This is a genomic window from Streptomyces sp. NPDC048291, assembly GCF_043201715.1.
GTDB lineage: Bacteria > Actinomycetota > Actinomycetes > Streptomycetales > Streptomycetaceae > Streptomyces.
Window position 1 is genome coordinate 12,516 of sequence record NZ_JBICZC010000028.1, and the last position, 22,428, is coordinate 34,943.

At 70.8% G+C, this 22,428-nt stretch carries 18 protein-coding genes; 1 reads left to right on the forward strand and 17 read right to left on the reverse strand.

Annotated elements, in window-relative coordinates; genetic code table 11:
* A partial coding sequence (locus ACGF5O_RS47620) for a tetratricopeptide repeat protein (RefSeq protein ID WP_393816207.1) occupies nt 1-1,996 on the forward strand: 1,996 nt, incomplete at its 5' end.
* Between the two features lie 74 nt (nt 1,997-2,070).
* Here ACGF5O_RS47620 and ACGF5O_RS47625 read toward each other — a convergent pair.
* The 17 genes from ACGF5O_RS47625 to ACGF5O_RS47705 all read right to left on the reverse strand — a co-directional run bounded on the left by ACGF5O_RS47625 (nt 2,071) and on the right by ACGF5O_RS47705 (nt 22,428).
* Entirely contained in the window at nt 2,071-5,565 is a 3,495-nt protein-coding gene (locus tag ACGF5O_RS47625; RefSeq protein ID WP_393816208.1) for a hypothetical protein, read from the reverse strand.
* The gene (locus ACGF5O_RS47630) at nt 5,565-6,017 is read right to left on the reverse strand and encodes a TadE/TadG family type IV pilus assembly protein (RefSeq protein ID WP_393816209.1); all 453 of its coding nucleotides are present in this window, start codon (nt 6,015-6,017) and stop codon (nt 5,565-5,567) included. Before ACGF5O_RS47630 ends, ACGF5O_RS47625 begins: the two co-directional genes overlap by 1 nt.
* Nucleotides 6,017-6,469, reverse strand: coding sequence for a TadE/TadG family type IV pilus assembly protein (locus ACGF5O_RS47635; RefSeq protein ID WP_393816210.1), 453 nt, complete (start codon nt 6,467-6,469; stop codon nt 6,017-6,019). Before ACGF5O_RS47635 ends, ACGF5O_RS47630 begins: the two co-directional genes overlap by 1 nt.
* A 5-nt stretch (nt 6,470-6,474) precedes the next feature.
* Nucleotides 6,475-6,900 (reverse strand): TadE/TadG family type IV pilus assembly protein, encoded by a 426-nt coding sequence (locus tag ACGF5O_RS47640; protein ID WP_393816211.1) that lies wholly within the window; start codon nt 6,898-6,900, stop codon nt 6,475-6,477.
* Nucleotides 6,900-7,139, reverse strand: coding sequence for a hypothetical protein (locus ACGF5O_RS47645; RefSeq protein ID WP_393816212.1), 240 nt, complete (start codon nt 7,137-7,139; stop codon nt 6,900-6,902). Before ACGF5O_RS47645 ends, ACGF5O_RS47640 begins: the two co-directional genes overlap by 1 nt.
* Nucleotides 7,140-7,181: 42 nt before the next feature.
* Nucleotides 7,182-8,066: a type II secretion system F family protein gene (locus ACGF5O_RS47650; protein WP_362657779.1), complete on the reverse strand. Its 885-nt coding sequence runs from the start codon at nt 8,064-8,066 to the stop codon at nt 7,182-7,184.
* Nucleotides 8,063-9,016, reverse strand: a complete 954-nt coding sequence (locus tag ACGF5O_RS47655) for a type II secretion system F family protein (protein ID WP_393816213.1) — start codon at nt 9,014-9,016, stop codon at nt 8,063-8,065. Before ACGF5O_RS47655 ends, ACGF5O_RS47650 begins: the two co-directional genes overlap by 4 nt.
* Complete coding sequence (locus ACGF5O_RS47660) at nt 9,013-10,485, reverse strand: CpaF family protein (protein ID WP_393816214.1); 1,473 nt, start codon at nt 10,483-10,485, stop codon at nt 9,013-9,015. Before ACGF5O_RS47660 ends, ACGF5O_RS47655 begins: the two co-directional genes overlap by 4 nt.
* A complete protein-coding gene (locus ACGF5O_RS47665) occupies nt 10,475-11,302 on the reverse strand; it encodes a hypothetical protein (RefSeq protein WP_393816215.1) in 828 nt (275 codons plus the stop codon). The genes ACGF5O_RS47660 and ACGF5O_RS47665 overlap by 11 nt, the downstream gene beginning before the upstream one ends.
* Entirely contained in the window at nt 11,302-11,934 is a 633-nt protein-coding gene (locus ACGF5O_RS47670; RefSeq protein WP_393816216.1) for an SAF domain-containing protein, read from the reverse strand. Before ACGF5O_RS47670 ends, ACGF5O_RS47665 begins: the two co-directional genes overlap by 1 nt.
* 96 nt (nt 11,935-12,030) lie before the next feature.
* Nucleotides 12,031-12,921: an ATP/GTP-binding protein gene (locus ACGF5O_RS47675; RefSeq protein WP_393816217.1), complete on the reverse strand. Its 891-nt coding sequence runs from the start codon at nt 12,919-12,921 to the stop codon at nt 12,031-12,033.
* Nucleotides 12,867-13,466 carry a hypothetical protein gene (locus tag ACGF5O_RS47680; protein ID WP_393816218.1) on the reverse strand — a complete coding sequence of 200 codons (600 nt, stop codon included), beginning with the start codon at nt 13,464-13,466 and terminating at the stop codon, nt 12,867-12,869. The genes ACGF5O_RS47675 and ACGF5O_RS47680 overlap by 55 nt, the downstream gene beginning before the upstream one ends.
* Nucleotides 13,467-14,248: 782 nt before the next feature.
* On the reverse strand, nt 14,249-15,163 hold the full coding sequence (locus ACGF5O_RS47685; protein ID WP_362657800.1) for a replication-relaxation family protein: 915 nt from the start codon (nt 15,161-15,163) through the stop codon (nt 14,249-14,251).
* The gene (locus ACGF5O_RS47690; RefSeq protein WP_393816219.1) at nt 15,154-17,781 is read right to left on the reverse strand and encodes an ATP/GTP-binding protein; all 2,628 of its coding nucleotides are present in this window, start codon (nt 17,779-17,781) and stop codon (nt 15,154-15,156) included. The genes ACGF5O_RS47685 and ACGF5O_RS47690 overlap by 10 nt, the downstream gene beginning before the upstream one ends.
* A complete protein-coding gene (locus tag ACGF5O_RS47695) occupies nt 17,757-18,407 on the reverse strand; it encodes a hypothetical protein (RefSeq protein ID WP_393816220.1) in 651 nt (216 codons plus the stop codon). The genes ACGF5O_RS47690 and ACGF5O_RS47695 overlap by 25 nt, the downstream gene beginning before the upstream one ends.
* Nucleotides 18,404-19,552: a C40 family peptidase gene (locus tag ACGF5O_RS47700; RefSeq protein WP_393816221.1), complete on the reverse strand. Its 1,149-nt coding sequence runs from the start codon at nt 19,550-19,552 to the stop codon at nt 18,404-18,406. The genes ACGF5O_RS47695 and ACGF5O_RS47700 overlap by 4 nt, the downstream gene beginning before the upstream one ends.
* The gene (locus ACGF5O_RS47705) at nt 19,549-22,428 is read right to left on the reverse strand and encodes a hypothetical protein (RefSeq protein ID WP_393816222.1); all 2,880 of its coding nucleotides are present in this window, start codon (nt 22,426-22,428) and stop codon (nt 19,549-19,551) included. The genes ACGF5O_RS47700 and ACGF5O_RS47705 overlap by 4 nt, the downstream gene beginning before the upstream one ends.

Sequence of the window (22,428 nt, forward strand, 5' to 3'; positions counted from 1 at the left end):
CGCCGTGGCGCTGACCAAGGCCGGTGCCCACGAACGGACCGAACAGATCACCCGCACCCTCCCCGACCCGTACCAGCGGGTGCGGGCGCTGACCGAAGTGGCCGAGGCGCTGGCCAAGGCCGGTGACCATGGCCGGGCGGTCGTGGTGGCCGACGACGCCGAGCAGATCGCCCGGACCGTCACCGAAGAACACCAGCAGGTGTTTGCACTGACCGAGGTCGCCGTGGCGCTGACCAAGGCCGGTGCCCACGAACGGACCGAACAGATCACCCGCACCCTCCCCGACCCGTACCAGCGGGTGCGGGCGCTGACCGAGGTGGCAGAAGCGCTGGCCAAGGCCGGTGATCATGGCCGGGCCGTCGTGGTGGCCACGGACGCCGAGTACATGGCCCGCGCCTTCCCCAAGCCAGTGTGGGTGCAGACCAGGGTGGCCACGGCGCTGGGCAAGGCCGGAGACCTTGAACGGGCCGAGCAGCTCGCCCGCACCCTCCCCGACCCGGACGATCAGGCGAGCGTGCTGACCGAAGTGGCCGAGGCGCTGGCCAAGGCCGGTGAATATGAGCGGGCCGAGCAGATCGTCCGCACCCTCCCCAAGCAGGTGTGGGCGCTGACCAGGGTGGCCGAGGCGCTGGCCAAGGCCGGTGAATATGAGCGGGCCGAGGAGATCGCCCGCACCCTCCCCGACCCGGACGATCAGGCGAGCGTGCTGATCGAAGTGGCCGAGGCGCTGGCCAAGGCCGGTGAATATGAGCGGGCCGAGCAGATCGCCCGCACCCTCCCCGACCCGCGCAGGCAGGCACAGGCGATGACCAAAGTGGCTGGAGCACTGGCCAAGACCGGTCATCATGGACGGGCCGTCGCGCTGGCCGACGACGCCGAGCAGCTCGCCCGCACCCTCTCCGACCCGGATCGGCAGGTGTGGGAGCTGATCGAGGTGGCCGAGGCGCTGGCGGTTGCTGGTGACCATGGCCGGGCCGTCGCGGTGGCCGGCGACGCCGAGCAGCTCGCCCGCACCCTCCCCGACCCGGACGATCAGGTGCGGGTGCTGATCCGCGTGACCCAGGTCGGTGACCGCGAACGGGCCGAGCAGATCGCCCGTGCCCTCCCCGACCCGTACGAGCAAGGGCGGGCGCTGACTGAGGTGGCCGTGGCGCTCGCCAAGGCAGGTGATCACGAACGGGCCATCGTGGCGGCCTGCGATGCCGCACAGATTGCCCGCGCCGGCAATGACCCGTACGGGCAGGTGGTGGCCCTGGCCAAGGTGGTCGTGGCGCTGACCGTCGCCGGTGATCATGGACGGGCCGCCTGGGTGGCCGGCGAAGCCGAGCTGATCGCCAGCACCCTCACTAGGTTGTACCAGCAGGTGTTCGCACTGACCGCGGTGGCCGTGGCGCTGGCTGAGGCAGGTGATCATGGCCGGGCAGTGGTGGCGGCCGACGTAGCCGCGGAGCTCGCCCGCGCCCTCTCTGACCCGAACCATCAGGTGCGGGCGCTGATCGAGGTGGCGGGAGTGCTGGCCGATGCCGATGATCGTGGCCGGGCCCTTGCGGTGGCCGGCGAAGCCGAGCAGATCGCCCGCACCCTCCCCGACCCATACCATCAGGTGCGGGCGCTGACTGAGTTGGCCGGAGTGCTGGCCGATGCCGGTGACCATGGCCGGGCCGTGCTGGTGGCCGGCGACGCCGAGCAGGTCGCCCGCACCCTCACCGACAAGGCAACCCAGGCCGAGGTGCTGACCGAGGTGGCCAGGCTGCTGGCCCAGGCCGATGGCCATGAACGGGCCGAGCGGATCGCCCTCTCCCTCACCGACCCGCACCAGCAGGCGCGAGCACTGACCCAGGTGGCCGGGGAAGTGGGTCTGCCGCGGGCTGGGCACTTGTTGGCGAAGGCATTCGCGCTGGGGCCGTGGATGACGCCCCTGCCCGTGTTGGCAAAGATCTGCCCGCAGGAGGTGCTCCGAGTCGTTGACGCGGTGTACCCAGGCGATCGTTCATGAGCCACAAAGAACACCGCCACGGCGCAGACTGTGAATGCGCAACTGCACCCGCCTGCGCATCGCTCGTCAGACAGCTACAGCGCCTTGCGCGCGGACCCGCCCGAGCCGTTCAGGAGCTCGTGGATGAGGTGTGAGGTTTCGGTCTCCAGTGAGCAGTCGAGCGCGTGGTTGACTTGCTGGATGCGGGAGATCGCCATGTGCAGTCCCTGGCGGTTCCCGGCCGCGTGCTCGATGCGTAGCCAGTCCCGGTACAGGAGTTCTGCCGTGTCGTCGACTTCGAGACCGGTCGTGATGGCCTGCCGGGCGGCGCTCAGGTCGTGGTGCGGGCCGACAGGCGTGCGGTAGGTGGCCACGGTGTGCGCCACGTCGATGATGCGCGTGATCATGTCCTGCAGGTACGGCTCGGCCCAGGGGAGGGGGTTGCCCCCGAAGGGCCGGCCGCGGACCAGGGCGAGCGCCTTCTCCAGCTCGGTGAGACCGGAGGGGCCCAGCGGCAGGGCGCGTTCGACGAGCTGCATGAACCGTCCCCAGTCACAGCGCACTGCGGGAGCGAGCCGGTAGGGGTCCTCCCCGGAACTGCGGCGCGGCACGTAGGGGTTGCCGGCGGGGTCGCTGCCCAGAGATCGGCGCAAGCCCTGCATTCGGGCGTTGAGGGTGCTCGTCGACCAGGGGCTCACGGGATCCATGTCGTAGCACAGTGCGTCCGCGCTCCGGCCAGGCCGGAAGAAGAGCAGCGTGGCGAGCTGCGCCATCCGCGGGCCGTGGCCGGTGCTGTCCACACCGGTCACTTCGAGGGGGCCCAGCACCCTGATTTCCGGGGCATGCAGATCATGCGTCTCGCACTCAGCTGCCTCGGATGGTGAGCCGTCCGTGACGGCAGGCTCGGCGTCGTCTTCGGCGCCCTCACGGCTCTCGGTGCTCGGGGCGACCGGCAGGGAGGGGGACGCATCGTTGTCCTCCTCGGCCTCCGGGGCTGGCGCTGTCGGGGGCAGGAGACGCAGTCCCGACGGATCGGTGGTAGCGGCGAGCAGGGCAGGAAAGGCCTGGCCGCTCACGGCTGTTGCCGACGCCTCGGGGGGAGACGCGGCCGTCTCGGGATCGGCGGCCGCCGCCGCAGGATCGAGCGGCTGCATCGCGGGGGCCTCGTCCGGGACGTCCTGCCACGGGCCCTCGGCCGGGTGTGCCGGCTGCGCGGACACGTGCAGCGCCGTGGTGATCTGAAGGTACGCGGCGTGCTCCAGGCGCTGCACAATGATCTCGATGCCGGCGGAATCGAGAAGCTGCGGTTCGCTGACCGAGGCGTTGAGGATCTCCGCGTCCGGGAAGTGCGCGGCTGCCGTGCTCGCTGGCGCGATGAGGGTGACGGGTACGGTGCCTGCCTTGTCGATGACGTCGGCGAACTGCCAGGCCATGTCCGATTCCAGAGACGACGCACACAGCAGCAGGTAGGGCTGATGGCTGGTCTCGGGCATCTGGTGTGCTTCCAGGAGGCGTTCGCTCAGGTCGCGGAGCGCGTGCGTGGCCTGCCGCATGTGGGCGATGCGCGCCGTGGGCAGCAGCTGCGGCAGGTCCTCTCCGAACCCGATGGTGACGACTTCGACTTCGCCGGCCCACGGGCTCATTGCGAGTTCCAGGGCGAGCGAGGTGCACACCTCGGTGATGTGGAGCGGATTGCCGTCCAGCAGCAGGGCGGGCACTCGGGCGAGGTTGAGCAGCAGCAGGTCGTCCGCTGAGGTGCTGCCGATCGTGACCAGCCCCGGGTACGGAGCCGGTACGTCGCGCGCGGCGTCCTCGTCCAGGAGGACGGCGCCGGAGTCCAGGACCCACCAGTCGCCTTCCCCGGACACGAAGGGTGTCAGCGGCTCCTGGGCCAAGTCCTCGGGCAGTACTTCGACGGTACGCGCACCGATCCGTGCGGCCCGCAGCTGCGGCAGTATCGCGGTCTCGTCCGACATCAGGTGGTGGGCGAGGGTCCGCAACGCTACGTCCAGCCGGACGGCTCCGCCCGGTTCGGCGGCCGCCGCCAGGGTGGCCTCGGCGGGAGATGTCTCCGACGCGATCGCGATCGTCTCGCCGGGCCGCCGGCGGCGGCGTTGCAGCGTGCGCCGCAGGGCGAGTGCACCGGTGACAGCGGCGGCTAGGAGAGCACCGGCGCCGAGAACGGTGCGCAGGTCAAGCGGGCCGTCGGCCGGTGCCGACACCGGCGACGGTGCGGCGGTGGGGGAGGACGCAGAGCCCGACGCCGACGCCGACGCCGACGCCGACGCCGACGGCGACGGCGGTGCGGTGGCAGTGGGGGAGGGGGCCGCGGAGCCTGATGCCGGCGGTGAGGCGGGCGTGGAGGCGCTGGTGCTGGGCTCCGGCGTTGCGGTGGTCGCTTCGGAGGGAGAGCCCTGCTCCTGCCCTGGCTGCTGGGCAGGCCGGCTGCTCGGCACGCTGGGAGCCGACGGCTCCGGAGCGGTGGTGTGGCTCGGCGCGGGAGTCTGCGTGTCCTTGCTGCTCGGCGTCTGCTCGCTGCCTGGCTGCTGGGCATTCGGGGGAGCGGTCGACCGGCTGTGGCTGTCGGTTCCCCCGCCGGAGCCTGTGCCGCGGGGCGGCTCGGTCCGGTCGGGCTGAGTACGGGGCACGGTGACCTGCTGCCCCGGATAGATCATGTCCGGGTCGGTGATTTCGGGGAGGCCGTGGGGCTGCGGTCTGCCCTCGCTGGCGGCGAACAGCTCCTGCCATTCGCCGCCAGCGCCGAGCTCCTCCTTCGCGATCTTCGACAGGTAGTCGCCCGAGTGGACGGTGACGACGTGCTCGCTCCCCTCGCCGGCGGCCGCGGGCTCCCCGCCGAACTGGGTGCGCACCCCCGGCGCTGTCCCCGCCCTCTCGGGCATCTGAAGCTGCCAGCCGGGCTGGAGAAAGCTGTTCGCACGGAAGACCGTGCCGTCGACCATGGTGTGGCCCTCGTTCAGGTCGGCGATCTCCCGCCACCGTTCGCCGTCGCCCAGTTCGTGCTCGGCGATGCCCCACAGGCTCTGTGCAGGCCGCGTTTCGCGCACCGTGTACACCGGCCGCGACGGCGACGTCCTCGCGCTGGACGGCGAGGCCTGCTCGGCCTGAGCGGCCGCTGAAGCCTGGGCTGTCTGGCCGGGAACGCGGGCTGCGGAGGTGGCCGGTGCGGCCTGGGCGGGCGAGGCGAGGGCCGAACTGGCGGGCAGCATAACGAGGATGCTGCCGATCAGCAGGGCGGCCGCGCGCTGGGATGCGCCCAGGCCGCGCGGGGCGTGCCAGGTACGGCCGCGCAGCTGAGCCATCAGCTCGCGTGCGGCGCAGAACGTGAACTGCGCCCATCCGATCCAGCCGACCGCGACGAGGAGCAGCAGGAACGCGGCGCCGGTGTCCTGCTGGTCGAGCAGGTGCGTGATGTCGTCGTGGGTGGATGCCCAGATGACCGGGGTGACCCAGGCGAGGAGCAGCGGCAGCCCGGCGACCGCGCCGGTGAGCACCAGCAGGCTCACGACGGCCTTGGATACCCGGGCCAGGGTGCGGCCTGCCGCCGCGGCGGGGGAGGGGGTGGTGCGCATCAGTTTCCTTCAGGTGCGGTGACGCCGTGCAGGAGGGTCGCCGTGCCGTGGCCGGTCACCGACAACGATCCGATTCCGACCGCTGACAGGAACGTGGTGGCGTACGAGCCGGTGACCGTGACCGTGAGGGTCTTGTCGTCGCCGGACACGCTGACTGTGCCGGTGGCGCTGGCGGAGCGCAGGTAGGACTGGGCTGCGGCGGTGGCGGCCTGCGGGTCGACGACGATTGCCTTCCCGTTGATCGCGTCGGCGGGATCGATGGCCTGCCCGCCGGCCCGGGCGGCTTCGCCGGCGATGTAGTCGGCGCGTTCGGTGGCACGCATCTTGCTGCCGCCGTCGACGGCGATGCCGATGATCCCGATGAGGGCGACGACGCAGATGGCGACGAACACGGTGACACCGCCCCGGTCGTCCGGCTTCTTCCGGCGCAGGCCGAGTAGACGGTAGATCATCAGTCGCCTCGCTCCCGGTACTGGTCCACCACCGAGGTCGCCGTCGATGTCAGCGTCTTGGCCCCGGGCACGCCGGGAAGCAGGAGGTCGGACAGATTGACCGTGCAGACCACGGTCGCGGTGACTGTGCCGACCTGCCCCACCGGCACACTGAGACCGCTCGTGTTGATGGTGACCCTGGTCGATGCGCACGTGATGCCCTGGTCGTTGAGGGACTCGGAGGCTGCCGCCCGGGCGGCGCTCTGGGCGGCGTCGGCGGTGCGGTGGATGGACGCCTCCCGCGCCGCGTCCTCCGCAGCGCTGTCGATCTTCGCGCCGGAGGTGACGATCCTGCCGCCCGCGATGGCCATACACAGGAACATGATCAATGCCGGGAGGACGATCGCTGCTTCGATGGCGGCGCTGCCCTCGTCGCTGCGGAGTCTGCGTGCCCAACAGGCCACTGTTCGCATGTGCTTCACCCTCCGGGGACGGTCCAGCGCTCCACAGGGCCGGACGCCGACTGCGTGATCGTGAGCCCTGGAACACCCGGGATCATCGACAGGGCCGTGCCGGACACCTGGACGCGCACCCGCTGCCCGGTACTGCTCGCGGCGACGCTGTATCCGCGCAGGCTGTCCCCCGCGGTACGGCCCAGCACGCTCCGCGCCTGGGCAGCGCCCTCGGCGGGGCTTGCCTGGTAGGCACGCGCGGCGGTCAGGCCCTCGCGGGCAGCGGTCAGCGCGATCTGACGTGCGTAGTACCACATGGAGGCCTGGATGACGGCGATGGTGGCGAGCAGTACGAACGGGAACACGATCGCCATCTGGATGGATGTGTCCCCACGGTCCTCCCGCCACCGCCGCCCCCGCCACCAGTCCCTCAGCCTCGCCGGCGGTCTCATCACAGGCCGCTGAGCTTGCCGTTGTACTTGGCGATCACCACGGCGATGGTTCCGGCGATCAGGACGGCGCCGGTGACGGCGGCCACCCAGATGATGACGGTCGTGGTGGAGATGTCGCCACGGTCCGGCCGGCGGGCGGCCTCCTCAAGACCCTCCTGCACGCGCGCGGTCACGCGGAGGACCGCACCGTTGGCGCGTGCCCACACAGCACGGCGGGTGCGGGCTGCGGTGTGCTTCATGTTCCGGTACCTCTCTGAAGCGTTGAACAAGTCGGGTTGGTATCAGACGGTCAGCATGCGGATCACCGCAGGGAAAGCCATCAGCAGCATCACCAGGACAGCCAGGAGGGCTCCTGGGGCGGTCATCTTCTCGCTGGCGGTGTTCGCCTCTGCGGCCTGGTCAGCGAGGAGTTCGGCGTTGAGCGCGGCGGTTCGGGCCCGCAGCGCCTTGTAGACGGCGGCGCCGTCGGTGGCTGATCCCCGCATGATGTCGGCGACGTCGTCCAGGACGGGCAGGTCGTACTCGGCGGCCAGCTCGGTGAGCGCCTGGTACGGGGGAATCTTCTCCAGCCGGGCCCGGCGCAGCGCGCCCTGCAGATAGAGGAAGGGCCAGCCCTCACCGACTGCGGCGGCCTTCTCCAGGGCCTCGGCGGGGCCGGCGTCGGCGGCCCGCTTGAGCGCGACCAGGTCGAGGTAGGCGGACAGCGCGTGCGCGAATTCCTCCCGCGCCCGCTTGGCCTGGTCCCGTACGGACAGGTCAGGCGTGATGAACAGCAGAGCCGCGAGGATGAGTCCGACGACGCCGGGCACGTAGAACGGGAGTCCCACGCCCGCGATGATCCACGGGATCGTGGCGATCACCGGGCAGAGCAGGCCCAGGGCGGCGAGCGCGGTCTTCTTGAGCATGAACTGGCCCGGCCCCTGCCCCAGCAGGGCCAGGTTCGTGGTGGGGACCCGTACGCCTGGCAGGCGTACGAGGCGGGCCAGCAGCCACCGCCCCCATACCTCGTCGCGGTCCAGTTCCGGCTCGGGCATCGTCAGCGTCGCTGGGGCGCTCCGCTTGAGGGCCGGCCCCAACGCGGGCTGTGGCTGGAGGAGCTCGCGGATCAGCAGGGCGGCGCCGGCGCCGACCGTGCCGCCGGTGAGCACAACGGGGATCAGGTTCACGGGGTTGCTCCTTCCGGCTCCCGGGCGGCGACCGGCAGGTCCGGCTCGGGGGCAGGTGCGGGCAGCCGGACGGCGCTGGCCGGGTCGGTGACCAGGAAGCGGGGGATGCGGCGGAAGTGGCCCAGCTGCCGCATCAGGGCGAGCACGCCGACGAATCCGGCCGTCAGGAAGGCCAGGACGAGCTGTCCGAGGAGCGTGGAGTACGGCTTGGTGTAGCTGGGCACGAAGAAGCCCGCGACCACCACTCCGACGGTGATGATGGTCATCCACCGCACCGTCGTCCTCGGTTTGGCCCGGTCGGCCTCGATGGCACGCTTTCGGGCGACCTCGTCGCGGACGGTGTTCGAGAGGTCCTCCAGCGCCTGAGCCAGGCCCGGGCCGCGGTCGTTGACCGAGAGGATGAGCGCGGCGGTCACCTTGTCCGCGGTGACGTCGTCCAGTTCGTCGGCGAACGCGCGCAGCGCTCCCTCAGGGCGCCACCCCAGACGCAGCCGGTCGGACAGGTTGACGATCTGGGGGGCCAGTGCGTCCGGCGCCCCCTGACGGCTGGTGATCATCGCTTGTTCCAGGCCCATGCCCAGCCGCAGCAGGCCGGCCAGCCGCTGCGTCCACTCGCTCAGGCCCTCCAGCTGCCCGATCCGGTCCTTGGCCATCTGCGCGGGGGTGATCAGCCACGGCACCCCGACGACGGCCGCGCCGAGCAGAGCGCCGCCGACGAAGTTCCCCGAGGCGAGCCACACGACCACGAAGACCACGACGGCCGCGATGCTGAGGGTTCGCCGGCGCAGCCGGGCGTCCTCGCTCTGAGGGTGCGAACTGTGCAGGGCTGCCTGCCAGCGCTGGCGCAGCGGGGCCCGGCGCGGCGCGGTGGTGCCCACGAGACCTGCGATGACGCCGATCAGCCCGCCGACCACGGCCATGCCGCTGAGTAGCGCGAACAGCAGGATCATCGGTGTACCCCCACCTTCAGCGGCAGCGGCGCCGGCCAGGCCCCGTAGGGCTGCTGGAGCAGGGAGGAGTCGAAGCCGACGCGGCGCAGGTCGTCGATGCACGCAGGGTCCATGCGGGGCACCGCTCGTACTTCGCCGAACTCGGTGCCAGGGGAGAAGACCGAGTTGGTGGCGGGCCGGCCGTTCTCGCCGATCCCGGTGAGCTCCAGGACGTGGGAGACGTAGCGGTGGCGTCGGCCGCCGATCTGCGTCTCGTCGGTCATGTCGACGTACACGATCATGTCGAGGCCGTTGGCGGTCTGCCGGTAGGCGAGCTGCTCGGAGAGGTTCTCCTGCGCGAGTGCGTACAGCTCGGCGATCCGGTCGAAGATGATGTCCGGGCGACGCGCGTGGATCGTGCACAGGTTGCCGCCCGACCCGTTCGTCAGCGCCTGCATCATTGCGACGACCTCGGGGCCGCGGACCTCGCCGACCACGATCCGCTCCAGCGACATCCGCAGCGCCGGATGCATCAGGTCCAGGAGCGTGACCTCGCCGGCGCTGCGGCCGGTGACGTCCTTCTCCCCGTTGGACTCGCGGCCCACCAGGGAGACGACCTGCCGGTGGTAGCCGTTGGCGTGGGCGAAAAGTTCGTCCTCGGTCTGGATGGTCGCGAACCGGGTCTCCGGGTCGAACTCCTTGAGCATCGCCCGCAGCAGGGTGGTCTTCCCGGCCTTCTGCTTGCCCGCGATCATGATGTTCTTCTCGGCGCGGACTGCTGCACCGAGGAACTCGCGCAGGATCGGGTCGATGGTGCCCAGCCGGACCATGTCGTCGAGATTCGCGTGGGAGACCCGGTGCCGGCGGATGACCGCGTAGGTCATCGGCCCGAGGCCGGTGATGGCCTGGAGGCGGGAGCCGTCCTGTAGCGACAGGGCGAGGGTGGGGCTCGCGGTGGAGATGGTGCGCTCGCTGTGCCCGGAGCCCCGGGCCAACTCCCGCAGCAGCTCTAGGAGTTCCTCTTCGGAGTCGGCGATCGGCGCGACCTGGCGGCGTTCGCCGTCGCCGAAGTCGAGCCACACCTCACGAGGGCCCTGGATGATGATGTCCTCGACCCGGTCGTCGTCCAGGTACGGCTGGAGCCGGCCGGCCCGAAAGAGGATGTCGTACACGGCGCGGCGCAGGGCCTCGTCCTGCTGCGGCGTCATCGCCTCGGCGTCCGACCACAGTGCGACGGCCTCGGCGATCCAGTTCAGGCAGCGTTGTTCTTCGCTGGCCCGGTCCATGCCGGGCTGGGACTTCAGGAGCTCTTCACGCTGCTTGGCGACCTGGGATGCGATGTCGCGGGCCACCCGGTGGTCGACGGTGACCTGCGGCGCCGCCGTCCCCAGGACGTGGGTGCTTGATGCGGCGCCGGCGGGCGCGGGCGTGCCGTTGGCCTGCGGCAGTGGTGCCACCGTGGGGTCGGGATGCAGGGGCCTAGCGTGCACGGGTCACCTCTTCGTCTGCGGCGTGAGCGCCGCGTGGATCGAGGCGGGCCCGGCGCAGAGCAGCCCGCTGGACCAGCGCGGTACTGCCCGCGCGAGCGGCTTTCATCAGCGGCGACTTGGTGAAATGTCGCGGCTGCTCGACGCCGTCGGACAGCACGCGGGCGTCCTTCGGCGCGTAGGGCAACGTGGCAACCACGGGCACCTGCAGCACGCGCTGTACTTCGCCCGCGGGATACGGTCCTTCACTGATCATCAGCACGCCGATGTCGCCGACGCGCTCCTCCAGCGCACGTACCCGGCCCTCTGCCGCCTGCAGACAGCGCAGGGTGTTGCGGACCACCACGAACGTGGCGTCGGCCTGCTCGGCCAGCACCCCCGAAGGCCCGTACGCTCCGCGCCGGCCGAGGTCGATCAGGACGTCGTGGCCGTGCTCCGCCTCGATGCCGCGGAACATCTGCGCCAGCATCTTCCATACCTGGCCGAGGCTCGCCGACTGCGCGGGATCGGTGATGCCGGGCAGCAGCAGCCGGTCGTGCGGGGACTCGTTCTTCCCTTCGTCGCTGCTCAGGTCGATCAGCTGCCTCCAGAAGGCCTCGCCGAACTCGTTCTTGCGCGCGGCGACGCTGAGGTTGCGCAGGCCGTAGCGGTCGCCGAGCGTGCCCTGCAGCAGGCCGTGCAGCACGGCTCCGCCGTCCGGGTCGCACTCGGCCAGGATCATCCGCCGCTCCGCCTCCAGCGGCCACGACAGCAGCAGAGCGAGGGCACTGGTGGTGACACCGGGCGCTCCGCTGCAGCCGGCGAGCGCGATCACAGCCATCAGCTGCCGTCCGGAGCAGCGAGGACCAGGCGTAGGGTGCCGGCCGATTCCCACGCGGCGGCCGTGGGACCCTCGGCGGCGGCCGTGGCCACGTCGACGACCACGATGCCCGTGCCGGGGGCGGCGCCGGACGCCTTCACGACCCGGCCGTCGATCGTCCGCGGCGCAGCATCGGAGCCGGTGCCGGTGTCCGTCGTCCCCTGAGCCGGGACGTGCACGAGCTGCACCTTCTGGCCCGGCACCAGCGCGGTGGCCGGGATCTCCTTGGGTTCCAGGCCGATCGGCACCAGCTGTTCGCCGGCCTTCACCAGCGAGTCCTTCGTCACCTGCGAGGGAGCCAGCAGAGAGCCCGGCTTGAGCTCCACGGCGGCCCGCTTGCCTAGGACCGACTTCACGTTGTCGGCGCGTACCGCCTTGACCGCCGGGTCCAGGGCGACGGATGCCCTGCCCAGGTCGCCCTCGGTCAGGACCTGGCCAACCTGGACGTCCCTGACGACGGTCACGACGTCCGTGCGGTTGCCGACCTGGATCAGGAGGACGGCAACCCCGGCGCCTCCGGCGGCGATCAGTGCCAGGGACAGGGCGATGACACCGGGCCGTCGCCTGCGCGCCGACACCCGTGGAGGCGCCACGGGTCCGGCTACGCGTCCTTGCTGGGGGACTCCGTTCGAGCCGGCTGTCTCTACACGTTCTTGGGTCTTGCTCACCGTTCTGTCCTTCCGGCGGCGTTACCTGACGACCTGTACTTCGCCGACTGCCACCTGCACATTGGTCTGCCGTACCTCAGTGAGCTGGCCGGCCTGTCCGCCGCCCTGCCAGTTGATCGTCCATGTCGAGGTCGCTGTGACCTTGAACGTGCCGTTGGCCGCCGAGGTCTTGGAGTACACGTGTCCGCAGGTCGGTGACTGGGCCATGCCCTCGGACGATGTGTAGGGAGTGCCGGGGCCGTTGCAGGTCACGGAGGAGCCGTCGCCCATCGACCACACGATCTTCGACACCTTCGCGGTCGCGGTGACGGTGATCCCGCCCGCGGTGGCCGAGGCGGTGTTCGGCCCGTAGGTCGTGGCGCTCTGGTTGACCCACATCCACATCGGGACGCCCACGGTGTACGTTCCGGCCGCTCGGGGGCTGGCGATGTCCGGGCCGAGCAGCGTCATGGAGTCGACCGCACGTTGCGCCAGCTCCCGGGGGTCCACCTGCGGCGCCGGAGTCTGTCCCAGCGGCACGACGACAAAACCGTCCGGGTTGTTCTCGCCGCCGTCTGTGCACCCGTAGAAGTACACGTCGTGCGTCTTGGGGTCGGCACCCTTCCAACCTGGCCATGCGGCGGGGGGCTTCGGATCGACCTTCTGGTACTTGCACTCCGTCTTGTTGTCGCCGCTGTCGCCGCCTTGCGAGCCACCTGCCTGCCCGCCGCTGCCGCCGGTTTCGTCACCGTCGCCGGCTTCGACGCAGAACTTGATGACCTGGCACTTACCGGCTCCGACGCCCGGACCATCGCCGGCGTGTGCGATACCTGCTGAGGCCAGCGCGAAGGCACCGGCGAGTGCAGCGAGGCGGAGGGCTAACAGGCTTGCTCTTGAGCGGTCAACTTCGTGACCATCCACGTCTTCCCCCACTTTTCGAGACTTGCGGTGCTGACGTATTTGATGAGCCGCGTCGTGGGCAGCGGGACCGGCTTCTTCGTGGCCTTGTCGGTCAGGATCCAGTGCGTCGTGTCGATGCAGTCCGTCACCGTGGCCGTGGGGATCTTGGCGGCGGTCACCTTCAAGACCTTGGGACTGATCACCGGCTTGCCCGTGGTTACCTGCCCGTCCTTCCGCATGACCTCAAGGTCGTGCTCAATGTCGAACAGGGCTCGCAAGGTGGTGTTCTTCTTCAGATCGGTGCCTGCCGAGGAGGCCTTGCTGTAGGCCTCGGTCTGGGCGTGCCAGGAGCTGGTGTAGGCCGCGAGGACGGCGGCGTCCTCGGATCCTGCGGTGGAAGTCGCGGACGGCGAGGCGGCCGATGGGCTGGAGCTGGGTTTGGACGATGTGTCCGAGTCGCCGCTGCTACAACCGGCCATAGCCACCAGGCTGCTGGTGATGAGCAGCGCGGTTGCGTACTTCCGGGTGTGAACAGCGGCGGTCCTGCGCCCCTTGGAGCGTCGATTCATAGCTGTCACGTGGTCTCCCCGTACGACGCGGTGCGGTAGACCGGTGCCCCCGGCCTCCGGCATGCGGCTGCCCAAGAACCGCGGCCTGGTCCAGCTGCGGTGATCCGTTTGCGTGATCGCAAGGTTACGCATATGCCAGTCAACTTCCCAGCGTGATATTTGAGTTGACGTGCGCAACTCAGGACGTAACCGGTCACTTTCGAAACCGGATGTCGCTTTGTAGTTCTGTGGCCTCTTCCGTTGTGCCCGTCTGCCGTCGGACGTGTTCGCGGGGTCGAACGGACCCTGTGGCTCCGTATGCGGTGAGAACGAGACCGCCGCACGGTGGTTCTTCTGGCGGCCTGCCTGGGTGGGCTACTGGCCACGCACGCGTGCCTGTGGGTCCGACTCGCCTGCGGGGTGGGGGAGTTGCCGTCCTCGCCGCTGTCGGGGTGGCGGCCATACGGTGATCACGTCGCCGTCGAGGGTGACGTGCCGACCGGGGAAGCGGTCTCGTACGGCCCCCAAGTCGGTGAGGGTGAAGTCGCCGCTCCCGCGGAGTACGCACGCCTCTCCGATGTGTGCGACGTCCAGGGTTCGGGTCGGCCATCGGATGTCGGATCCTGCTTCGTGTGTGCGAATGCTGTCGGTGTCATGCGGCATGTGGCGTGTCCCAACGCGGTTGTCAGGGGCGGCGGTTTCGGAGCCGACTTGGTTGTGCACAAGTAAACTAGATGTTCGCGTGCGCAAATCTCAAGTGGTGTAGGCGAGCGATTGCGAGGCTGTGACATCCAGAGCCGGCGAACGCGGCGTCACAGCTCGGTCCACGACCGGCCCGTGCCGCCGGCCAGCGGAACCCACACATCAGAAGTGGGGCCGTACTCGTCCAGGTCCTCCAGGACGGCTGCCCCTAGCGGCACCTCACGGGCCAGATCAGCCACGATCGGGTGGTGGGCGACCATGGCCTTGAGGTCGCTGATCCGGTTGTCCATCGTCCGGCGCGAAGCACCAGTCAGCACGACCAGGACCCGGGGGAACACCGGGTACCAGCGCAGCCACCCGGGGTTGCCCGCCTGGCGGCGCCGGCCGATGGGCTGGGGCTCGTACGTCCACAGCCTCGCGTACTCGATCAATTTCGCTGCCAGGCGCTCGCTGCTCATGGTGGAGCGGTCGACCTCGACGAACGCCCGCAGTTTCCGGCGCTGCTGGCCCTCGACGAGGGTGTAGTGCATGACGGCGTCGGCGACGACCCGCTCGCCGTCCCCGATCGCGTGGAACACCTCCGGGGTCCAGTCCAGGTGGCCATGCTCGTCGCCTCGGCGGCGCGCATCGGCGACGAAACACAGATGCGCACGCAGGACGGTCAGGGTGTGCGGGGTCTTGAGGGAGGCGGCCGTCGCCGAGGTGATCGGGTACGGCGGCCGGCCTCGCAGTGCCGGCCAGTCCCTCGTGAGGCGGGCGCCCTTCGGCGTGAGGTACCAGACCCGGGTGCGGCTCGACTGAGGCAGCACGACGAAGTCGACGAGGCGGTCTGCGAGCAGATCGTTCAGCTGCTCGGAGACCGCCTGGCGGGAGCGGTCGGGCCGCAGCAGCACGTGCAGCTGGCTGGTGGAGGCCATCCGGTGCTGGGCGAGCGTCGCCATGAGCTGGTGCTTGAGCGGTTCGACGGTGCTGGGCGTGAGCCCCGACGTCGCACGCTTCTTGCTCCGGGTGGTGGTCAGGTCCATTCGTTCTCCTTCGAGAGGTCAACGGCAGCGCCGGAAGGGGCGTGGTCGGCGAGGAATGCGGTGACGCGGCCCAGCTGTTCGGCAGCCCGGCCGGTGAGCTGGTCCAGAGGCAGAGCCCGGGCATTCGCCTGGGCGGTCCGCTCCAACTCGGGAACCTGCTGCGGGCGGGCCTGGGCCGCGAAGACGTCGTCGAGGTGCGGGCCGCGCAGCTGCATGGGCCCCACCCGGCGGCCGTGCACGGTCATGGAGGCGTAGTGCTCGAACCGGTCCATGGTGGCGACCCGTTCAGGGCTGGGATCGTCTCCCCACTCGGCCGTGATCGGCGCGATCGCCGACTTCGAGCCTGCCGTGGTGGCCAGGGTGGAGGCGTTCTGCAGCAGAGACAGCCGCACCGCGCCGGGGAGCCGGGGCAGCAGCTGGGTCATGCCGTGGATGTGGACCCGGTACTTGCGCAGGTCCTCGAACATGGCGGCGATCGTCTCCGGGGCTGCGCCGGTCAGAGTGATCAGCTCGTCGAGGTAGGTGCGGAACGGCACCCGCCTGTCCTCGGGGGTGTCGCGCCGGGAGCGCGCGGCCCGTAGCAGGTCCCGGGCGAGGAGCGCGGTCAGCAGGCGGTCGGTGGGCCCGTTACCGCCTGGACACACCCACACGATCATCCGGGAGTCCATCGCGGCGCGGATGTTGTAGACCCCGGTCGGCTGCCCGAGAAAGGCCCGAGTGACGGGGTTGGCTGCCAGCCGTGCGACCGGGTTGAGGACCACGGCGAACGCGTCGGGCGGCAGGGCCGGGAACACCGCCTTCCACCAGGCGCGGGTCTCCTCGTCCAGCCGGCCCGCCACGGCGGCGAGCGCGGCCTTGCGGAACCCGTCGTCGGTGAGCAGAGCCCGTACGTGGAAGATCGTGGCCTGGTCCTCGGGCCGGCCTGCCTGGCAGGCGGCCTCGTTCACCGCGACCAGTACGGTCAGCGCGGCGGTGAGGATGGTCAGCGCCCGCGGGGCCGTGGCGTCGTCCCAGGCCAGCGCGGAAGCGTAGGCGTCGGCGACCGCCTCGACGACCTCGTGGGCCGCCTGCCCTTGGTGCATCCCGAGCGGATTCCACGAGCTCACCCGCGGATTGGCGCCCAGAGCGTTGAGGTCGACCAGCGCGATCCGTTGCATCAAGGTGTCGTGGGCGAGGAACGGCATGGCCCGCGGCCACGAGTCGCGGTGCGGGTCGACGACCATCAGCCCGCCGCCTGCGTGCGCCCAGCCGATCGCCTGCGCCAGGGCTCGCTCCGTCTTCCCGCCGCCGGCCCGGCCGACCCCGACTTCGAACAGGGTCTCCTCCGCGTAGGTGGCCACCAGCCGCTGACGGCCGTCCGGGCCCCGGTAGATGCCCTGCAGCAGCAACTCGGGATCGCGGAACGCGAAGGTGGGCAGGTCACCCGCGAGGACCGGCAGGCGGCAGTGCACCGTCGGCGGCTTGAGCAGACCCGTCAGCTCATCCAGCCGCACCCAGTTCGCGCGGGGCGGCTGGCAGTGCCCCAGTTCCCAGCGGCGTTCGAACCCGCTCCGGGTGGGCCAGTGGTCGGCGCCGAGCCGCCAGGGTCCCAGCCGCCAGCCGCGCATGGCCCACCGGGAGCGCCCGCCGAACACGTCGAGGGCGGCCTGGAGCTGGGCGAGCCGCGCCTCGGCCCGGCCCTCGGTGTTCGACGCACACATCACCAGCAGCTGGACCCGTACAAGGTGATCGTCCTCGGCCAGTTTGCCCAGCGCCTCGGCGGGCTCCACCCGGCGCGGCACCGGCGGCATCACCAGGCGCCGCCCGGCACCGGAAGCGGGCCTGTCCGTGAGCATCTGCTGCAACTGCCAGCCCAACGAGTCCTCGATGCCGGAGGCGTCCTGCCGCAGCCAGCGCGCGGCACGCTGGGCCTCCCGGCGCTCGGACCGGCGGGCAGCCCCCATGAGCTGGAGACGGCGTGCCCGCAGAGCCCACTTCGGGGCACGCTGGATGTCGAGCCGGAGCTCGGCGAGGTCGCCGAGCTCGGCGCGCAGGTCGGCGACGGCGTCGATGAGCGGCTGGAGCGGGTCGGGTGCCAGCGGCACCTCCCGCAGCGGGGCAGTGGGCTTGCCCCGCAGGATGAACTCGGCACGCACAGTGTGCTTGCGCGGCTCATCGGCGATCGGACGGGCCCGGTTGACCGTGACGTCCGGCCCGAACGGCGTTATCGACAACAGACGTTCACCGCCCGCCGGGCCCTCGATCCGATAGCGCAGTGGCGTACTGCCGTCCGCGCGCAGCCGGATCTGCACGGCCTTCGCCCGGCGGGGCACCCACCAGGGCATCGAGGTGGACGCGCGTGCGAGCTGGACCCCACGCCGGAAGATCTGCTCAAGGCCGGGGTCGAAGTGCCGGGTGGCAGCGAGTTCGAGCGCCATCCGCTCGGCCGACGCCTTGGCCGCGAGCCGGCGTACGACGAGTTCACCCGTCCCCCAGCACAGGGCGATGACCAGGGCCAGCAGGTACCAGTGGTCGTAGAGCCAGTCCGCGGCACCGACGAGACCGGTGACCAGACCGAGGACCTGGCCAGCAGCAGCTTGATCGACGTGGTCGCTCAGGTACGGGGCTGCGGAGTCCACGTGGACGCTCCTTTCTGCGAAGCTGTTCGCTTGAAGTGCCAGTCGGTGATGCGGAGATCGGTGAAGGTGCCGCCGCGGTCCGTGCCGGCCCACACCAGATGGACGACCGCCTTGTCGGGGCTGCCGTCGCGGCGGGCGATCGCGGCCTGGACGCGGAACCGTGCAGTGGAGAACGCCGGGGCGACCGCCTGGCCCGCGTCCGGGAAGAGCCCGGGCCACTGGGCGCGGCCGACTCCGGTGGCGTCCGCACGCAGCAGTGCTCGTCCCGCGGTGAGCAGCTCACGTTCGTCGTGAGCGGGAAGGTCGGCAGGCCAGGCCTTCTCCAGCGAGCTCTGGACGGCCTGGTCGCCGGCCACACCCTCGCCGTGCGGTGGCAGAGGCGACTCCGCGACCGGTGGCGGCGACGCGGTGCTCGTCGCGGAGGGCGTCGTACGGACGGATGATGGCCGCACGACAGCGGGCGCTGCGGAGACCGGCGACGAACGCGGATCGGACGATGCGGCCGGCGACACGACCGGGGCTGCTGCCCCCGGACCATGCGGCACGCTCAGCAGCGCGATGCCGGCGACGGCGAGCACGACGGTGCTCAGAACGAGCAGACGCGGCGGGTGCGGGGGAGTGGTCACAGCAGCCGTGCTCCCCCCGCGTAGCCGGACATCGTGCTGACCGCGTCCAAGCGGACGGCGGTGCCCGGGCGGGCGGCGTTGATCATGCGACCGTTCCCCACGTAGATCCCGACGTGGTAGATCGTGGAGTCGCGTCCAGGGGCGTAGGCGAAGAAGACCAGGTCGCCCACCTTGAGGACACCGGTCCCGAGGCTGGAGGGGATCCGCTGCCCGACACCGGCCTGCGCGGCCGCGGTCCGCGGCAGCTGGACGCCGGCCTTCGCGTAGGCGTACAGGGTCAGTCCCGAGCAGTCGAAGCCCTTGATGGCGGTGCCGCTCTTGCCACTGGGAGAGCAGCAGATCCCGTACGACGGGCCCTGGGCGTTGCCGCCGCCCCACGAGTAGGGGACACCGCGCTGGGAGAGCGCCGCCTCGATGACGGTGCGGACCTTCCCGGTGACGTTCGTCAGGTTCGGGTCCTCGGCGGCCACGGTGTACTGGTCGATCCAGCCCAGCACGTTCGCGACGTACTCGCTGGAGTGGTTGTACTGCAGGATCGCCGCGTTGAGCTGGGCGCGCTGGGTGAGGTCGCGGCCCGTCCCGCACAGGTAGATGGCAGCGCCGAGCGCGGCGTCGTCGGCGTTGTGCGGGTCGGCGACCTTGTCGCCGTTGGCGTCCTCGCCGATCGACGCCCAGGTGGAGGGCAGGAACTGGAACGGGCCGACCGCGCGTTCCCCGGTCGAGGTGCCGTCCCAGCGTCCGTTGTCGGTGTCCGCGACGGGGGTGGTGTTGCCGCCCTGGCCGGAGCCGTTGAGGAGCACTCCGTAGATCTTCGGGCGGATGTCGCCGTTGGCGGCGATGCTGTGGCCGATGGCGTGGTTGGACTCGACCTTGGCGATCCCCGCGAGGATCGGCCAGCGCATGCCCCGACACTTCGGCACGTACGTTCCGACCTGCTGGACCGCCCTCTTGTAGGCGGTGAGCATCCGCGCCGGGATGTCCGCGGCGCTGCCGCCCTGGGCGATACCGCCGTCGTCCTCGTCCGCCTTCAGCGCCACGTACGCGCTGATCGCGTTCCCCACCGGTGCGGCGCAGCACACGGCGGCGAACAGCAGCAGCACCATCACACAGCACCAGCGCGTCAGACGGCGTCGGCTCTTCCTCACTCGGGATCACCGTCCTGCGGAGGCTGCTCCTGCTCCTGGCGCAGGAGCTCGGCGTCGGCCGCGGTCCGGCGCAGCAACTCCTGGAACCGCCTCCTCGCCTCGTCCCGCGTGCTGCCGCTCACGTTTCCGCCACCGGGAAGGACCGCCCCGGGCCCGCCGGGTACAGGGCGACGCCGCGGCGGGCCGCCCCGAAGCCGCGTCGGGGACACCGGCGGGGCGGTCGGCCCGCTGCCCGCACCTGCCGCGGGCGCGCGAGGCGGAACCGGCGCCGAGGGCGGAGCGGCAGAAGTCGCCGGGAGGGGGCCGGAGCGGCGCGTGGGCTGGGACGACCGGCCGGCTGCCGGGGAAGGCGGGGCGGGGGGAGCCGTGGGAGTGGACAAGCGGCGAGTGAACGGCACGGCACCCCCGCGATCGTCCGCGTCGTCCCGCATCGTCCGTCCCACATGCCGGCCGGTGTCAGCCCAGGCCCTGCCGTCCTCGCGAACGGTGTTGCCCCACACCTGAAGCTGCTGGTGGGCGTCCTGGGTGAACCGGGATCCTCCCTCTCGCGCTTGACGGACCGTGACCGGCAGACCGTAGGTCGCCCCGTACGCCGTCCGGCCGCCCCGGTTGAGCAGGCGGTATCCGCGGTAGCGCACGAGCCGGTTGTGGGCGCGCGTGGCCAGCAGGGTGCGGTCGGAGTTCTGGTCGTGTAGCACCTCGCCCGACCGGCGGTTGACGATCTGGCCGTCCTCGGTGCGGTAGCGGTCCGGCGGACCACCAGGCCGGAGCGGACCACCGCCGCCGAAACCGCCGTTGGGCCCCCCGCCCTCGTCGCCCCCGTCCGGGCCGCCGGCGTGTGCATCGCCGTTCGCCGTGGGCCTGCGCCACCTCGCGAGCTGCTCGTCGTCCGGGCGGCGGCCGATCAGCAGCCCGTACGCTCCCCGTAGCCCCAGCCGGGCCCCAAGCCCGCCCACCGCTGCGGCCGCGGTCAGCGGGGCGAGACCGCGTCCCGCTTCCGCGGTGGCGTCGGCGAGAATCCCGCCGGTGTCCACCGGCATACCCGCGCCGTCGAACAGCGAGGTGAGCGCGCCCATCAACCGCTGACGGGTGCCGAGCGTCCCGTACCGGCCGCCGCCGGCGAGCAGACGCAGCCCGCCCCCGTATCCGCCCAGCGCGGCAGGAGAGTTCATCGCGAGCGCGGCACCCAGCTCGGAGGTGTCGCCAGGCATATGAGTGCCGCCGACCTTGGCGTAGCGCATCCGCATGGCCATGCGCCGGCCGAAGGAGGTGATGCCAGTGAGCAGCCTGCGGTGTCCGGCCGCCCCCGCGATGGCCAGCACGTCGATGAGCAGGATCCGCTCCACCATCAGGTCGGGCCCGTTGGTGACGGTCGCGTCGATGGCGATCCCGAAAGCCGGGATGAACGCGCAGATCCCGACAACGGCCATCATGGCGATACCCCACAGGGACAGCCACTTCCACACCGACTGCCGTGCCGGGCCGGGCAGCATGCCCGCCACGAACGTGACCCCACCGACCGCCGCCGCACCCACGCACACACCCTGAGTGCCCAGCAGCACGATCGCGCTGGACAGCAGCATCCCGCAAATGAACAGCGCGGCGATCAGCAGCAACAGGGCTCCGCCGACCCGCCACCACGTGGGCTCCTCGGCGTAGGCGGCACACGCCTTGCCGACATCCCCGGCATTCTTCATGTCAGCGAGGAAGGCGGCGAACTCCCGATCATCCTCACTGGTGATCGCCGTCGACGCGCTGAGCAGATCGCTCCCGGACGTCAACCCCGGCAGCCCCCCGGCGGTGCCGGCCTCACACAGCGCCTTGCCGGGGCCGCTGATTCCATCGCAGTTGTCCTTGCTGTCCCCCTCGCAGTACTTCTTCGCGGGCCCGTGGAGCAGGGAGCAGGCGTCCTTCTTCTTGTTCTGCTCCTCGCAGTACTTACGCTGCGGCGTGGCGAGCGAGTCGCAGTCCGCCGTGCTGCCGCTGCCGTCTGCGCTGCCGGAGGCCTTGTATCCGCCGGAGACCCACTTGAGATGAACGGCGTAGGCCTTGAGGTCGGACTTCTTGGCGGGGTCAAGGATGCGCCCGTACTCCAGCAGCATGTAGGGCTTGACGATCAAGGCGTTGGTGATGGAGTCCTGCAGGGGCCGGGCCACATCTTCGGCAGAGACGGGGGCTTCGTCTTCCTGTTGCAGGCATTTGAGTTCGGCGTTGCCCGCCATGCCCGCGCACGGGTCAGTGCTGGCGATCTTTCCGCGCCAGTCGTAGGAGTTGACGCTCTGTTGGGCGACCTCGGCGGCCACTTGCTGGGCTTGGCCCAGTGGTCCGTCCTGGCCGAGCAGGGTGTCGGGGCGGATGAGTGCGGACGCGGCGATCGCCCCGATGAGGAGGGTGAGGAAGATTTCCCCCAGACCGCGACCGACCCGCCCTCGCACGATCATGAACCCGGCGAACACGAACGCCCAGGCGAGCAGGAGACCCTTCAGCCCGATCGTGTCGACGACCACGCTGTCGTAGGTCTCTGCGACCTTCTGCGCGGGGCGGGCGAGGACCTTCAGCAGCGGGAACCGGAGCGCGACCTCGACGGCCCACCCGGCCAGCCCGACCAGCAGCCGGATCATCGTGAACAGCCCTGACAACCCGAACGCCAGGGCCTGCCCTTTGAAGTTGACGATCGAGCCGCCTGAGGAGCTGAGGTCGTACCCGTTGATCGGCACGCCCTCGGAGGAGGTGATGTTCAACGGGGCGAGGAGGTCTCCGGTCTCGCTCGTGCTGCTGGCCGCGTACACGACCTGGGTGTTGACGATGAGGAACACGCCGGTGAACAGGGCGACGAAGCCGGCGGAGCGCAGGGTCGTACGATCTGGGCGGAACAC